14 protein-coding genes are annotated in these 14,386 nt (G+C 34.0%); 1 reads left to right on the forward strand and 13 read right to left on the reverse strand.

From position 1 onward, the window contains the following. Nucleotides 1–11: 11 nt before the first annotated feature. Genes NQ558_RS00685 through NQ558_RS00695 form a run of 3 tightly spaced genes read right to left on the reverse strand, consistent with a single transcriptional unit; the run spans nucleotide 12 to nucleotide 3,392 of the window. Nucleotides 12–1,625: a carboxylesterase family protein gene (locus NQ558_RS00685; RefSeq protein WP_005359811.1), complete on the reverse strand. Its 1,614-nt coding sequence runs from the start codon at nucleotides 1,623–1,625 to the stop codon at nucleotides 12–14. A 9-nt stretch (nucleotides 1,626–1,634) separates the two neighbouring features. Next, nucleotides 1,635–2,279: a nuclear transport factor 2 family protein gene (locus NQ558_RS00690; protein WP_005359809.1), complete on the reverse strand. Its 645-nt coding sequence runs from the start codon at nucleotides 2,277–2,279 to the stop codon at nucleotides 1,635–1,637. A 9-nt stretch (nucleotides 2,280–2,288) separates the two neighbouring features. Continuing rightward, nucleotides 2,289–3,392, reverse strand: a complete 1,104-nt coding sequence (locus tag NQ558_RS00695) for an alpha/beta hydrolase (RefSeq protein ID WP_005359808.1) — start codon at nucleotides 3,390–3,392, stop codon at nucleotides 2,289–2,291. Between the two features lie 270 nt (nucleotides 3,393–3,662). On the opposite strand from NQ558_RS00695, the gene NQ558_RS00700 reads away from it, so the two are divergent. Beyond that, nucleotides 3,663–4,343, forward strand: a complete 681-nt coding sequence (locus NQ558_RS00700) for a TIGR00266 family protein (protein WP_005359806.1) — start codon at nucleotides 3,663–3,665, stop codon at nucleotides 4,341–4,343. A 164-nt stretch (nucleotides 4,344–4,507) separates the two neighbouring features. On the opposite strand, the gene NQ558_RS00705 is transcribed toward NQ558_RS00700, so the two are convergent. From NQ558_RS00705 to pstC, 10 genes are all read right to left on the reverse strand, one after another. Further along, nucleotides 4,508–4,756, reverse strand: a complete 249-nt coding sequence (locus NQ558_RS00705; RefSeq protein ID WP_147347941.1) for a hypothetical protein — start codon at nucleotides 4,754–4,756, stop codon at nucleotides 4,508–4,510. 557 nt (nucleotides 4,757–5,313) lie between these two features. Then, entirely contained in the window at nucleotides 5,314–6,942 is a 1,629-nt protein-coding gene (locus NQ558_RS00710; protein WP_005359803.1) for a Na+/H+ antiporter NhaC family protein, read from the reverse strand. A gap of 100 nt (nucleotides 6,943–7,042) precedes the next feature. Continuing rightward, complete coding sequence (locus NQ558_RS00715; protein WP_005359801.1) at nucleotides 7,043–7,852, reverse strand: Cof-type HAD-IIB family hydrolase; 810 nt, start codon at nucleotides 7,850–7,852, stop codon at nucleotides 7,043–7,045. A gap of 202 nt (nucleotides 7,853–8,054) precedes the next feature. Continuing rightward, nucleotides 8,055–8,318: a hypothetical protein gene (locus NQ558_RS00720; RefSeq protein ID WP_005359800.1), complete on the reverse strand. Its 264-nt coding sequence runs from the start codon at nucleotides 8,316–8,318 to the stop codon at nucleotides 8,055–8,057. Nucleotides 8,319–8,363: 45 nt separating this feature from the next. Beyond that, entirely contained in the window at nucleotides 8,364–10,112 is a 1,749-nt protein-coding gene (locus tag NQ558_RS00725) for a Na/Pi cotransporter family protein (protein ID WP_005359798.1), read from the reverse strand. A 230-nt stretch (nucleotides 10,113–10,342) separates the two neighbouring features. Further along, the gene (locus NQ558_RS00730; RefSeq protein WP_005359797.1) at nucleotides 10,343–11,011 is read right to left on the reverse strand and encodes a response regulator transcription factor; all 669 of its coding nucleotides are present in this window, start codon (nucleotides 11,009–11,011) and stop codon (nucleotides 10,343–10,345) included. Nucleotides 11,012–11,180: 169 nt separating this feature from the next. Continuing rightward, on the reverse strand, nucleotides 11,181–11,825 hold the full coding sequence (phoU, locus tag NQ558_RS00735; RefSeq protein ID WP_005359795.1) for a phosphate signaling complex protein PhoU: 645 nt from the start codon (nucleotides 11,823–11,825) through the stop codon (nucleotides 11,181–11,183). A gap of 4 nt (nucleotides 11,826–11,829) precedes the next feature. Next, on the reverse strand, nucleotides 11,830–12,579 hold the full coding sequence (gene pstB / locus NQ558_RS00740) for a phosphate ABC transporter ATP-binding protein PstB (protein ID WP_005359794.1): 750 nt from the start codon (nucleotides 12,577–12,579) through the stop codon (nucleotides 11,830–11,832). Next, nucleotides 12,580–13,488, reverse strand: coding sequence for a phosphate ABC transporter permease PstA (pstA, locus tag NQ558_RS00745; protein WP_005359792.1), 909 nt, complete (start codon nucleotides 13,486–13,488; stop codon nucleotides 12,580–12,582). Continuing rightward, the gene (gene pstC / locus NQ558_RS00750; RefSeq protein WP_005359791.1) at nucleotides 13,488–14,312 is read right to left on the reverse strand and encodes a phosphate ABC transporter permease subunit PstC; all 825 of its coding nucleotides are present in this window, start codon (nucleotides 14,310–14,312) and stop codon (nucleotides 13,488–13,490) included. Before pstC ends, pstA begins: the two co-directional genes overlap by 1 nt. Between the last annotated feature and the right edge of the window lie 74 nt (nucleotides 14,313–14,386).

Consider the following 14,386-nt stretch of genomic DNA (forward strand, 5'->3'; position numbering starts at 1 on the left):
TTATCCTTCCTTTATATGTGAAGTCTTGTGCCTCCACCATATAATCTTTCTGGTCCCTTATCGCCTGGTCCTAAAGCTCCTGCTTTTTCCACCAGTTCTATTAATTTATCGTCATAATTAATTTTTTCTTCAGTTTCTTTATCAAATATCATTGTAGGAATTACATCTTTCTCTGCTACATTCCACTTTGGTAGTCCCTTATGATTTGGGTTTCCCGTATAAGCAAATGAAACTAAAGCACCTGCCATTTCATCCTGTAACTTTTCTGAAATGCCGGGAATATATTCTGATTCAAAAAACTCTGCATGATGGAAAATATATGCCTCATCTGCGTTATGCCAAGGTGTTGTTCCTCCGTAACACGGCATATCTAAAGATAACATCCAATTGTATGTATCTGCACAGTTTTGTTCAACTCTCATTTTGCATAAATCTTTATGAGGTTTTCTCATAAAAACATCAACATATAAAGCTTTTGCCGGATCTTTTTTTGGATACGCTTTTCCAAATTCCCGTATAATGTCATCAGTATACTTCCCATATCTTTCAATAAGCTGATCTATTGTTTGTTTTGACTTCCATTGATTAATATCTCCTATACCCCCATTATGTTTTGCCGATGATACAAATTCTCCCAAAACACTACCCGTAATCATAGGGATACTTTTTGTTTCCTCCCTAAATTTCATTCCAGCCATTTGAGGATTTCCGAAATAATTTTTATAGTCTACAGGAGGTGTCCACTGTAATCTTTCTCCATGACGCTTCATAAAATTGTCATATGCATAATTAATTGCCTTTGCCAGCTTGTAATATGGAATTGTCTCTATTTCTGAAATATTTTCTTTCTTTATGTTAAGAAACTTAACTATATCTCTTGCAACTTCTTTGTTGTTTTCATGGGTAAATGTAGAATCTCTTCCTGTGCCGCTATGTATAGACACTTTATGATACAAACCATCTGCTGCAGGCATTTGCATAAGTTCTATTATTTTAAATCCACCACCGGACTGTCCAAAAAGCATTACATTATCCGGATCTCCACCAAATTCTGAAATGTTTTCTTTAACCCATTTCAATGATGCTACCAGATCCATCATTCCTACATACCCTGACTCTTCATATTCCTTGCCATATTCATATAAATCTAAATACCCTAAAGCATTTAATCTATGGTTAACAGAAACTACTACTACCTTTCCCCATGTTGCCAATTCCTCACCATCATAAGCTGTTATTTCAATTGCTGAACCATGTTCCTGACCACCACCATGAATCCAAACCATAACCGGAAGTTTTTCATTTTTTTCTATGCTTGGTGTCCATATATTTAAATTTTGACAGAATTCACTTTGTGGATACCAAAAATGTGGTTCTGTAAAAGAGTCTCCCGGTATACGTGTACTTATTTCATCCGGTACAGGACCATATGCCACTGCATCCTTTATTCCTTCCCACTTATCCGGTTCTGTAGGCAAGTGAAATCTCTTCGCCTTCGCATATTCTATACCTTTAAAAACAAAACAATCATCTCTCCATGTTCCTCTTAATTTCCCATATTTCGTATTAACAACAGGATAATCCGGATTGCTAATAGCTTTATTTTTCAACTTTTTTATATACATTTTTTACTCCTAATTAAAAATCCAATTACTACTATCATCATATAATTTCTTAATTGTTTCCGGTTTATCTTTACCTGCCCATTGTTCTGAATACTTTAGTCCACCTTCATACAAATCTCTTCTTGCAGCCATATTAAAATTATTACTTCTATATTTTTCTAATTGTTCCTTTTTTATATAAAACGGTTCATCCCCAAAAACAGAATCCATTCTATCCTTTTCATATATTCCTTCCATGTATACAATTCCCCATACTCCATCCCGCTTTTCCACTCTGTAATGCATTCTGCTGTTGCATTGTATATCTACCCATTTTCCATCCAAGCAGGTTCTAAATGTTAATGTACAAATTATTTCAGCAATAGCTTTTTTGTCCTTCAACCATACAACTGTGTTATTAATTTTGTGTCCATGACTTTCTTTTTCATCCGGTTTATTTTCTCTTTTTGTAGGCTTTGCATTAAAGTAATCTGTAACTTTCCCCTTAAACCATGTGGTAAATATTTCTCCGTCCTTAAACCAACATTTTTCTCTCTGTTCCTTTAGTCCATAATCAGTACAATATCTTTCATACTCTACAAGTTCTCTTATTTTTTGTTTTTCAATTATTTCTTTATTTTCTATGTTCCCCATTGGCAATTCATAAAATTTCATGTTTTTCTCCTATAGTTCATTAATAATATTAACGGTTTCATTTACAATATCTTCCGCCTGTGGCACATGTCCCAGTCTATCAATAATTGCATGAGAAATTCCTCCATATCTGATACATTTAGCCTTGTTTCCTGCTTTTCTTAATTGCATCACATAAAATTCATCCTGCTGTCTCAATCCATCATACTCGCAACTAATCATTAGTGTATACGGCATATTGCTTTTATCCGGATCCATCATTGGACTATATATTGGGTTATATACATCCTGTGGATTTTTCATTGTCATTAGTTCTATAGGATCTTCTCCATATTTAACCATATGGCCTAAATTAATTAATTTCTTCTCCATATCTCCCTGTTCTTCTGAAAAATCATACACGTCTTCACTCCACACATATCCATCCATTGTAGCATCGCATTTTACTGTGCAAGGATATGCCAAAACTAATGCCTTAATCCAATTTAATCCGGAATTTCTTGCTTTAATAGCTGTAGATAAAGCAAGATTTCCTCCTGCACTATCTCCTCCCACTGCTATTCTGTTTTTATCAATTCCATACTTTTCATAATTTTCATAAATATGTTTTAGGCAGTTAAAACAATCATTCTGAGCATTAGGGAATGGTTTTTCAGGTCCTTTGTTATACTCAATGCTGAAAACTACTGCATCGGCTCTTTCTGCCACTAATTTGCAATAGTTTTCTAATACACTTACAGATCCTCCTATCCATCCACCTCCATGAATCATTACTAATGCAGGTCTCTCTTTTTTTTCAGTTCTTCTTTTGTAATATCTCCATATTTCAACATTATTTTTCTCTAAAACTAAACTTTCGCACTTTGTAATAATTTCTGTCTCGTTAAGATTTAAATTAGGATATCCCATTGAGTCTCTCATTCTTTGGGCTAACTTTTCCAAACTGATTTCGTTGCATTTTTCTTCCCCAACATGTTCCTGTTGATTTTCTAACGCTTTTATTTCATACGGATCCATGTATCCTTTTCTTCCATCTACCGGACTTTCCTTAAAAATAACTTCCGTTCCATAGGATTGTATAATTTCTTTTTCTTCTCCTAATTTTTTTACTAACTCATCGCTATATCGTTTCATATACACTCTCCTCTTATTTGTATTTGTAATTCAATCCTCCTTTAAATTACACTAGTATCCGACCTTATCTGTATTTATACTATCATTTGGCTATTGTACTTTCTGTAGTTTATTTTTTGAATTTGTGTACTATTTAAATATTTATTGTCTATTTTTTACATTACAATGTGTAATATATTATTTTTTATTATGCTTTATTAATATAAACTGTTTTTTTTTACTACTTATATGATATAATATTTTAAATTATCAATTTTTCAGGAGGACAATATGAAGTATTCGATTCAGGGAGATACTCTTCCGGTTGTTATTTGTGAACTTGACGCCGGAGAAAAAATTATTACAGAAGGTGGTGGCATGGCTTGGATGTCACCTAATATGAAAATGGAAACTACCGGTGGTGGTATTGGAAAAATGTTCGGAAGAGCCTTATCCGGTGATACTCTTTTTCAGAATATTTACACTGCAGAACGTACTAACGGAATGATTTCCATTGCTTCAAGCTTTCCAGGTTCTATTAAAGCTTTTGAAATCACTCCGGGGAATGAAATTATTCTTCAAAAATCTGCCTTTCTTGCTTCTGAAGCAGGTGTTGAATTATCAATGCATTTTAGAAAAAAACTTGGCTCAGGTCTTTTCGGTGGTGAAGGCTTTATTTTACAGAAGCTTTCAGGTAATGGTATTGCTTTTGCAGAATTTGATGGCCATGTCATTGAATACGAATTACAGCCTGGTCAGCAGATTGTTATAGACACCGGACATCTTGCCGCTATGTCAGTAACATGCCAGATGGATATTCAGACCGTTCCCGGTATAAAAAACATGTTCCTCGGTGGTGAAGGATTGTTTAACACTGTTGTTACAGGTCCGGGCCATGTATGGTTACAGACAATGCCTATTTCCAATATGGCAGGAGCTCTTCTACCATATCTGCCAACGTCAAATAAATAATTGAAGTATTAGTATTCTATTATTCAAGTATGTTTAATTAATAATAACTTGCGACTTTGATTACATTAATATGATAAAAAATCCCCCAGTATAATGATTTCAACCACTATGCTAGGGGATTTTCTTATTTTATTAGTATTTGTACCATATATGAATATTCTTCTCTATATGGTACAGATTTTAAGTCTGCTACAGCTCAATTTGCTTATATTTGTACCATATTTGCAATTTTTTCTCTGTATGGTACAGATTTCAAGTTTCTTGCATTTCAACTTGCTTATATTTGTACCATATACACATTTTCTTCTCCGTATGGTACAGATTCCAAGTTTCTTGCTCTTCAACTTGCCTATATTTGTACCATATACACATTTTCTTCTCCGTATGGTACAGATTTCAAGTTTCTTGCTCATCAATTTGCTTATATCTGTACCATCTATACACTTTCTTGCCTATATGGTACAAATTCAAGGTTTTCACGATAATTATTCCGCATACACCACAACATTTTCAATTATTCGATAATTTTGTGGTATATTTTTAATTTATGTCAACCAGTTTCTTGTCTCTTTTTATATGAATCAACAATTTTATACCACAACAATTGCAATATTCATACTAATTTGTGGTGTAAATTGTTTTATGCAAACCATATAATCACATATTTTGTTTAAAATTTGCCTTTACACACCACAACAATATTGAATTATCTAATAAGTTGTGGTGTTTCTTGTTTTTCCAGTTTACATAACTTTTATTCTAATCGTTATCAACTTACATAACTTCCATTCTAATTATCATTGGTTTACATAACTTTGATTTCTATTATCCAAGTTTGTATAAATCTCAATTTTAACCGCTACTAGTTTACATAACTCCAAAGCTCAACTTTCCCAAATCTTAACAGCTCTCCAAGTCTCAATTTCAGATAAAATTGTCTTTCAATCATTTGCATAATTTCATCTCGCATCTACTCTGCCACTTCTTTTCCTGCTGTAAGCACTTTTATTCCCACAACTGTTCCTATCATAAGAACAATTCCAATTGGAAGTGCCAACCACCCAAGCCCTGCTGCCTTCTGCAACGCACCTGCGATAATGTATGTGATAAATGAAATAACTGCAACTGTTGCAGCGTAAGGTATCTGTGTTGATACGTGGTTTGTATGTTCGCACTGCGCTCCCGCTGATGACATAATTGTTGTATCTGAAATTGGTGAGCAGTGGTCACCGCATACTGCACCTGCCATACATGCTGAAATAGCAATAATCATCATTGCAGGATCAGTTTTCTGGAACGCCTGAACAACAATAGGAATAAGGATACCAAATGTTCCCCATGAAGTACCTGTTGCAAAAGCAAGTCCACAACCTACAACAAATATAACTGCAGGAAGGAATATTGCAAAACCTGTTGCACTATGTTTCATAATTCCACCAACATATTCTGCTGCACCAAGGCTGCTTGTCATATTCTTCAATGTCCATGCAAAAGTAAGAATAAGAATTGCAGGTACCATAGCCTTAAATCCTTCAGGCAAACAATCCATACACTTCTTGAAGCTTAAAATTCTTCTTACAACATAGAATACAATAGTAATCATTAATGCAAAAATACTTCCGATAGCAAGTCCAACTGAAGCATCACTTTCAGAAAAAGCCTTAACAAAGCTTGTTCCTTTAAAGAATCCACCTGTATAAATCATACCAATAATACAACAAATAATAAGAGTAACTACAGGAACTACAAGGTCACAAACCTTGCCTCTCTTTTCTTCAGCCTGTTCTTCCTCTTTGTAAGTCTTCTGACCTGTTGTAAACAAGTCTCCTTTTGCTGCATTGGCTTCATGCTTAGCCATTGAGCCAAAATCAACTTTTAACAATACTATTGAAATCATCATAACAATAGTAAGCAAAGCATAATAGTTGTATGGAATTGACTTAATAAATACTACAAATCCATCCTGTCCTTTTACGAAACCTGTTACCGCTGCAGCCCATGAAGAAATAGGTGCAATAATACAAACAGGTGCTGCTGTTGCATCAATCAGATATGCAAGTTTTGCTCTTGAAACATTATGCTTATCTGTTACAGGTCGCATGACACTACCAACTGTAAGGCAGTTAAAATAGTCATCTACGAAAATAAGACAACCAAGCGCAATAGTTGCAAGCTGAGCACCAATTCTTGTTTTGATATGTTTAGATGCCCAATCACCAAAAGCTGCTGAACCACCTGCTGTATTCATAAGTGCAACTATTGTTCCAAGAACAACAAGGAATACTAATATTCCCACATTATATTCATCAGATAGTGAACCGATTATTCCGTCCTCTAATACATGTTCAATTGTTCCCTCAAATGAGCCTCCTGAATAAAAAATTCCACCAATTACAATTCCAATAAATAATGAACTGTAAACTTCCTTTGTAATAAGTGCTAATGCTATGGCTACCAGTGGTGGAACCAGTGCCCAAAATGTTCCAAAGAACTGTGGAACATACTTAGCCTCTTCGTCGGCACCAAAAACTGTTGTTCCAATAAGAACAACAAACATTAAAGTAAGTACCGCGATAATTCTTTTGTTTCCTCGTTTCATTTTTTCTCCCTTTCCTTATATTTAATTACAGTGTCTCAAAATCTCATCCCACCTGTGCTTTCACAATAGTCGTACTTTTTAACACTTTAATATTTTTGTTTTATTTTTCAAGAATAAACTTCTCGATAACGTGAGCTATTCCATCTTCATTATTAGATTTTGTAATGTAATCTGCGTTCTCCTTAACCACGTCTGTAGCATTGGCCATAGCAACACCAACGTGTGCGTACTTAATCATTGTAAGATCATTAAATCCGTCACCACAGGCAATGGTATTCTCTTTTGGAATTCCAAGATGATTAATAAGAACTTCTATTGAATGTGCTTTATCAATTCCCATTGGCAATGCTTCTATAAAGAATGGCTCTGAACGATATATGCTTATTCTTCCCTCAAACTTCTTTGAGAGAATCTTTTCATGTTCTGCTGCAATCTCGCCCGGTGCCGTTAACAGACATTTGTTAGGATTGTAATCAACATACTCAACAAGATTTTTCTCTTTAAGAGGCAACTTGTTAATAAATGATTCCAATTCAATATATTCATCTATTGGAGTTCCAACAACAATGCTATCGTCATCATAAGTAATAAGACCGATTTTGTTCCCTGTTGCATAATCAACTAATTCAGGAATATATTCTTTTGATAATGCATTCTCATAAATAACTTCCTTTGTTTTCCAGTTGATTACTTTTCCTCCATTAAAAGAAAGAACATATCCACCGTACTTATCAAGCTCAAGTGTTTTTGCAACCTGTGCTACTCCCGGCGTTGGGCGTCCTGATGCAAGCGCCACAATATGTCCTTCTTCCATTATTTGCTTCAATGCCTTTAATGTTTTAGGTGTAACTTTTTTGTCATCATTTGTAAGAGTTCCATCCAAATCTAAAAATAATACTTTTCTATCCATGCTTTATCTCCTGTTTTGTAAAATTTATTAAAGGTTTGGCCACCCATAATTTTACCATAAAAATTAAAACATACAAATAGTTTTATATAGTTAGTTTTTGGCATTAAAATATTTAATTTTTTTAGTTTATATTCCGTAATAATTATTTATATTAACAATAGTTAATTATCCCATATATTTATTTAATTTTCATTCACTGTATTCACTCAACATCCTTAGGTGTTGTATTTCTGTATATGTACATGACTGCTCCGAAATATCCCGGTATAACAGCTACGTAACCAATAATTACAGCCAATGTTATATAAGATATTTTACAAAAAATTTCCAATACAACACAAACTATTGTTGCCACAAGTATCCAAAACATAACACTTATAGCCATATATAAACTTTTTTTGTTTACCTTTGTTAAATGGTTTAGTTCTGAAGATATAAGCCACAATTTTTCATAAATTGTATGCATAAAATCAACCTTCTTTCTTTAATCTGCAATAAACCTAACTTAATTCTAGTCAATTGCATATTTATCTTTGTTCTGTGTATAAACCTGATAGAATTTACTTCCCGGATTTTTATCTATTTCACTGCTGTATGCATGAAGTCCAAGACTGTCATGGTCAATTTCCTCAACACATCCTGCAATGTTAGAACAATGGTCTGATATTCTTTCCAAAGAAGTAAGAATGTCTGTCATTATAAATCCCTGCTCAATTGTGCACTTACCATTTTTTAATCTGTCAATATGTCTCTTCTTCAACTGGTGTTTCAAATGGTCTATTACTTCTTCCAATGCCTCAACAGTTAATGAAGCATCCATATCATTATTTTCAAAAGCTGTCTGTGACTGATTCAAAATATCTTTTGCTGCATTAATTAAAACTTTTAATTCTTTTCTTGCATTTTCTGAGAAATGTAATTTTTTATCATGAATTTCTTCTGCTGACTTTGCTATTCCTACTGAGTGGTCTGAAATTCTTTCAATGTCTCCGATGATGTGTAATAACTCACTTACGCTCTTACTGTCACTTTCACTTAAGTCTCTTGTACTGATTCTTACAAGATAGGTTCCTATCTTATCCTCGTACTTGTCCACTTCTTCTTCGTACTCTTTAACCTTGTCTATTACTTTTGAATCGTACTCACTTAAAATGTCACAGGCACAGCTTACTCCTTCAATTGTTTTCTCAAACATTTCCATTACAACTTTTTTACATCTGTCAATTGCAATTGCAGGTGTTGTCATAAGACGTTCATCAAGTAACTGTAATGATTCTTTCTTTTCTGCATCCTTTATAATGATACATGCAAGTTTTTCCAACTGGTTTGCAAATGGGAATAATAATAATGTACATAAAATATTAAATGTTGTATGAACAATTGCTATTCCAAGCTGATTGGCTGAATCACTTATAAATGGAAACTGTATAATTGAATTTAATAAGCAAAATACTGCAAGCCATACCGTTGTTCCGATTATGTTAAATGACAAATGAACAATTGCTGTTCTTTTTGCGTTTTTGTTTGCTCCAAATGATGAAATAATTGCTGTTACACAAGTTCCGATATTCTGTCCCATAATGATAGGAATTGCACTTCCGTATGTTACTGCTCCTGTTGAAGCCAATGCCTGAAGTATACCTACTGAAGCTGATGAACTCTGGATTACTGCTGTTAAGAATGCACCTGCCAATACACCTAATACCGGATTGCTAAACATTACTAATATGTTTCTAAATTCAGGAACATCTCTTAATCCGCTAACAGAACCTGACATCTGTTCCATTCCAAACATTAAAACTGCAAATCCTAAAAGAATCATTCCTGTATCTGCACGTTTTGAGTTTTTCTTTGACATAATCATTATCAAACCAATCATTGCAAGAATTGGTGTAAATGATGTTGGCTTTAAAAGACTAACCCAAATGTTTGAGCTTTCAATCCCTGTTAAACTAAGAATCCAAGATGTAATGGTTGTTCCAACGTTTGCCCCCATAATAATTCCTATTGCCTGCTTAAGACTCATAATTCCTGAGTTAACAAAACCCACAACCATAACTGTTGTTGCTGAAGAACTCTGAATAATTGCTGTTACTCCTGCCCCAAGCAAAAATCCCTTAAATCTGTTAGATGTTAATTTTTCAAGAATGTTTTTCAACTGATTCCCAGCTCTTTTTTCAAGAGCATCACCCATAATATTCATTCCAAAAAGGAATAATGCTAAACCTCCAATAAGAGATAATACGTCAAAAATGTTCATTTTTTCCTCCTAAAACTTTTCTAAATGTCAAATATTGGGGTAAGATTGTGAGAGTGCGAAGCACGTAACAATCCGTGTAATTTCTTCCCTGTCTACATATTCATAGTATAGTGGGAGTGTAAATTGTAACTATTCTCTTTGTTAAATCTAAGTAAAATTTATTAAATATATTAAGTTTCTTAAATTTAGATTTAATAATTACCACAAGTCACTTATTTCTATTATCACAATTAAGCCGAGATTTTATAACCAACTCCACGGATAGTTTTTATAACATCTCCTGCCGTTCCAAGTTTCTGCCTAAGAGTTCTTACATGAACATCCACTGTTCTACTTTCTCCGTCAAAAGAGTATCCCCAAATCTTGTTAAGAAGCTGTTCTCTTGACAAAACAATACCTCTATTCTTTAAAAGAAGGCATAACATTTCATATTCTTTTAATGTTAAGACAACTTCCCTGTCGTCAACTTTTACAAGATGCTTTATTGGGCAAACATAAAGATTATTAATTGTATAATCCTTTTCTTCATGCTTGTACTCAGATCTTCTGATTAACGCTTTAACTCTTGCAACCATTTCCATCATGCTAAATGGTTTTGAAATATAATCATCTGCACCACTTTCAAGTCCGTTTATTCTGTCATACTCACTTGTTTTTGCTGTTTCCATAATTACCGGAAGCTTCTCAATTGCAGGATTGCTTCTTATTTTCTTTAAAACATCAATTCCACTTTCCTCAGGAAGCATTACATCAAGTATTACAAGACTTGGCTCTTCTTCCTCAACTGCCTTCCAAAATTCTGAAGGTTTCTCAAAGCCTTTTGCCTCAAGACCTGTACTGTTTAATGCATATATTACTAATTCTCTAATACTGCTATCGTCTTCTACCAAATAAATCATATATACCTCCAAATAATTAAATTCTAACTAACATATTATTAACCTTACTTTCCAGGTTAAATTAACTTTAGCCCCGGAAAGTAAGATTTATGTTAAATGCAGGTAAAAATTGGGAGATATTTGAATTTTTTACAATATATTTTTGAAAAGTTTTAGGTTTTATTTTGATTTACTCTGCGTGATAGCCTAGAATTGAGTACTCAACCCATTCTGCAATATTAGTTGCATGGTCGCCTATTCTTTCAAGATATTTGGCAATCATAAGAATATCAATAAATTCTTCACCATCACTTTCTCCTGAAGAAATTATTCTTATTAACTCTTTCTTTATCTCTTCAAAATAGTTATCAACAACATCATCATAGACAATAACATTTCTTGCCATTTCAATATCTTTCTTTACAAAAGACTTAATGCTCTTTGTTACCATTTTTATAACTTCGTTTGCCATGTCACTTAAATGTGTTTTGTATTTTACATCACTTTTTTTAATATACTGAGCCAATTCAACAATATCTGATGCCTGGTCGCCTATACGCTCCATGTCTGATATCATCTTAAGTGCTGAGGAAATAACTCTTAAATCCCTTGCTACCGGCTGCTGTCTAAGCAAAAGTTTCATACAAATAGATTCAATATCTCTTTCTTTTTTGTCAATTTCGCTGTCTGTTTCCAATACTTCTCTTTTTAATTCTTCATGGTCATCTTCCATTGTAATTTTGATGGCTCCTGAAATAGCCTGCTCACAAAGTTTACCCATTTTAATTAATTCATTATTTAGATTGTCAAGCTGTTCATCAAACTTATTTCTCATATCATCAACCAAACCTTCCTGTAATATAATCCTCAGTTCTCTTGTCTCTAGGCATTGAGAACATTTGCTCTGTGTCACTATATTCAACAACCTCTCCCAACAAGAAGAAAGCTGTATTGTCTGATATTCTGGCTGCCTGCTGCATGTTATGAGTTACCATAACAATTGTGTAATCCTTCTTTAATTCTGTTGCCAAATCTTCAATCTTTGATGTAGAAATAGGATCAAGTGCTGATGTTGGTTCATCCATTAATAACACTTCTGGTTCAACTGCTAAAGCTCTTGCAATACAAAGTCTCTGCTGCTGGCCACCTGACATTGCAAGGGCATTTTTCTTTAATGAATCTTTTACTTCATCCCAAATTGCTGCCTGTTTTAATGTTCGCTCAACAATTTCGTCAAGTTTTGCCTTTGAACGGATACCGTGAGTTCTTGGTCCATATGCAATGTTATCGTATATGCTCATTGGAAAAAGATTAGCTTTCTGGAATACCATTCCCACTCTTTTTCTTAAGTCATTTACGTCCATGTCTTTATATATATCAACACCATCAAGTGTTATTTTTCCCTGTATTTTACAATCCACTACAAGATCATTCATTCTGTTAAGTGATTTAAGTACTGTTGACTTACCACATCCTGAAGGTCCTATAAATGCTGTAATCTGGTTCTTTGGAATTGATAAATTTACATCCTTTATGGCATGAAAATCTCCGTAAAAAAGGTCCATGTCCTTTATATCTATTTTTCCCATTTATTTATTTTCCTTTCCAATCTTGTTTGCAAGTATGCCCGATAAACCATTAATAATTAAAATAATTATCAAAAGTATTACCGCTGTTGCATAAGCCTGATTTGTGTAAAGTCCTTCTGACAATAAGCAGTACATATGAACTGCCAAAGTTCTTGTTGAAGATAAGAAAAACTTGCCCGAGCCCCAAGGCACTGCCGCCACTGAACCTGCCGTAAAAATAAGTGCTGCACTTTCACCAACAATTCTTCCTATTGCAAGAATAACCCCTGACAAAATTCCCGGAACTGCTGCCGGCAAAACAATAACAAATATTGTTCTAAGTTTTCCTGCACCTAAACCAAAACTGCCTTCTCTAAATGAGTCTGGCACAGCAATAAGCGCTTCCTCTGTTGTTCTTATAATTGTTGGCAAAACCATTATTGCCAGTGTTAAAACTCCGGCTATTAATGAATATCCCCAATGTAAGGCAAGAACAAATGCAAGGAAACCGAACAAACCGAAAACAATTGAAGGTATGCCTGCCAATGTTTCAGTTGTAACTCTTATGATTTTTACAAGTTTTGAACCTCTCTTTGCATACTCAACAAGATAAATTGCTGCTGCCACTCCAATAGGTACTGAAATAATCAGTGTCATTGCAACTATTATAATTGTGTTAATAATAGCCGGTGTCATTGAAACATTATCTGAATTGTATTTCCATGCAAACAAGTCTGCATTAATATAGGGAACACCTCTTATAACTATGTAAGCAACAAGATAAACCATTATTCCAACTGTAATTGCCGCTGCAAGCATTATAAGAATCAGCATAATAAGTGAGCCCGGTTTTCTTAAATATTCTTTTAACTTGCTGTTTGTTTTTACTATAGGAGCTTTTCTGCCTACTGCTTTTACTTCTTTTTCCATTATTCAGACCTCCTATTAATTATTGAAAAACATACATTTATAATTAATACAAATACAAACAATACTACTGCTGTAGCAATTAATGCTCTTCTATGTAATCCTGTGGCATAAGCCATTTCAAGTACGATATTGGCTGTAAGTGTTCTGACACCACTTGTAATGCTGTCCGGTATAATTGCCTGGTTCCCGGCAACCATTACAACTGCCATTGTTTCACCTATGGCTCTACCCATTCCAAGAATAATTCCTGACATAACACCTGACTTTGCCGCCGGTATTACCGTCTTAAAAATACTTCTTTCCTTTGTTGCACCAAGGGCAAGCGCTCCTTCATAATATGCTTCCGGTACTGCCACAATTGATGATTCTGCTGTGTTAATAATTGTTGGAAGTATCATCATTCCAAGAAGAATTGATGCTGCAAGTATACCGTCACCTGCTGTTCCAAACATTTCCTGAATAATTGGAATAATAACAACCAGTCCGAAGAATCCGTATATAATAGAAGGAATCCCTGCCATAAGGTTAATTATTGGTTTGATAAATTTATATAATTTTTTGGGACAGTATTTTGCAAGAAATACTGCTGTTAAAAGTCCAATTGGAACACCAATTATCATTGCCCCTGCTGTTACATAAATACTGCCTACAATCATTGGCCATATTCCAAAAAGATTTTGTGACACACGCCATTGTGTTCCAAAAAGGAACTTTGTTATTCCTATTTCTTTAATTGCCGGCACACCATTTGCAAACATAAATAAACAAATTGTTATAACTGCTGCAATAGATATACATGCGCATACAAGAAATACTATTTTCATTAAAAAATCTAATACTTTATTCAAAATATTTTCTCCTTCATTCACTAAAAGCAGAGGAATTTTAATCCCTCTGC

Origin of the sequence: Eubacterium ventriosum (genome assembly GCF_025150745.1) — a bacterium.
Lineage (GTDB): Bacteria > Bacillota > Clostridia > Lachnospirales > Lachnospiraceae > Eubacterium_G > Eubacterium_G ventriosum.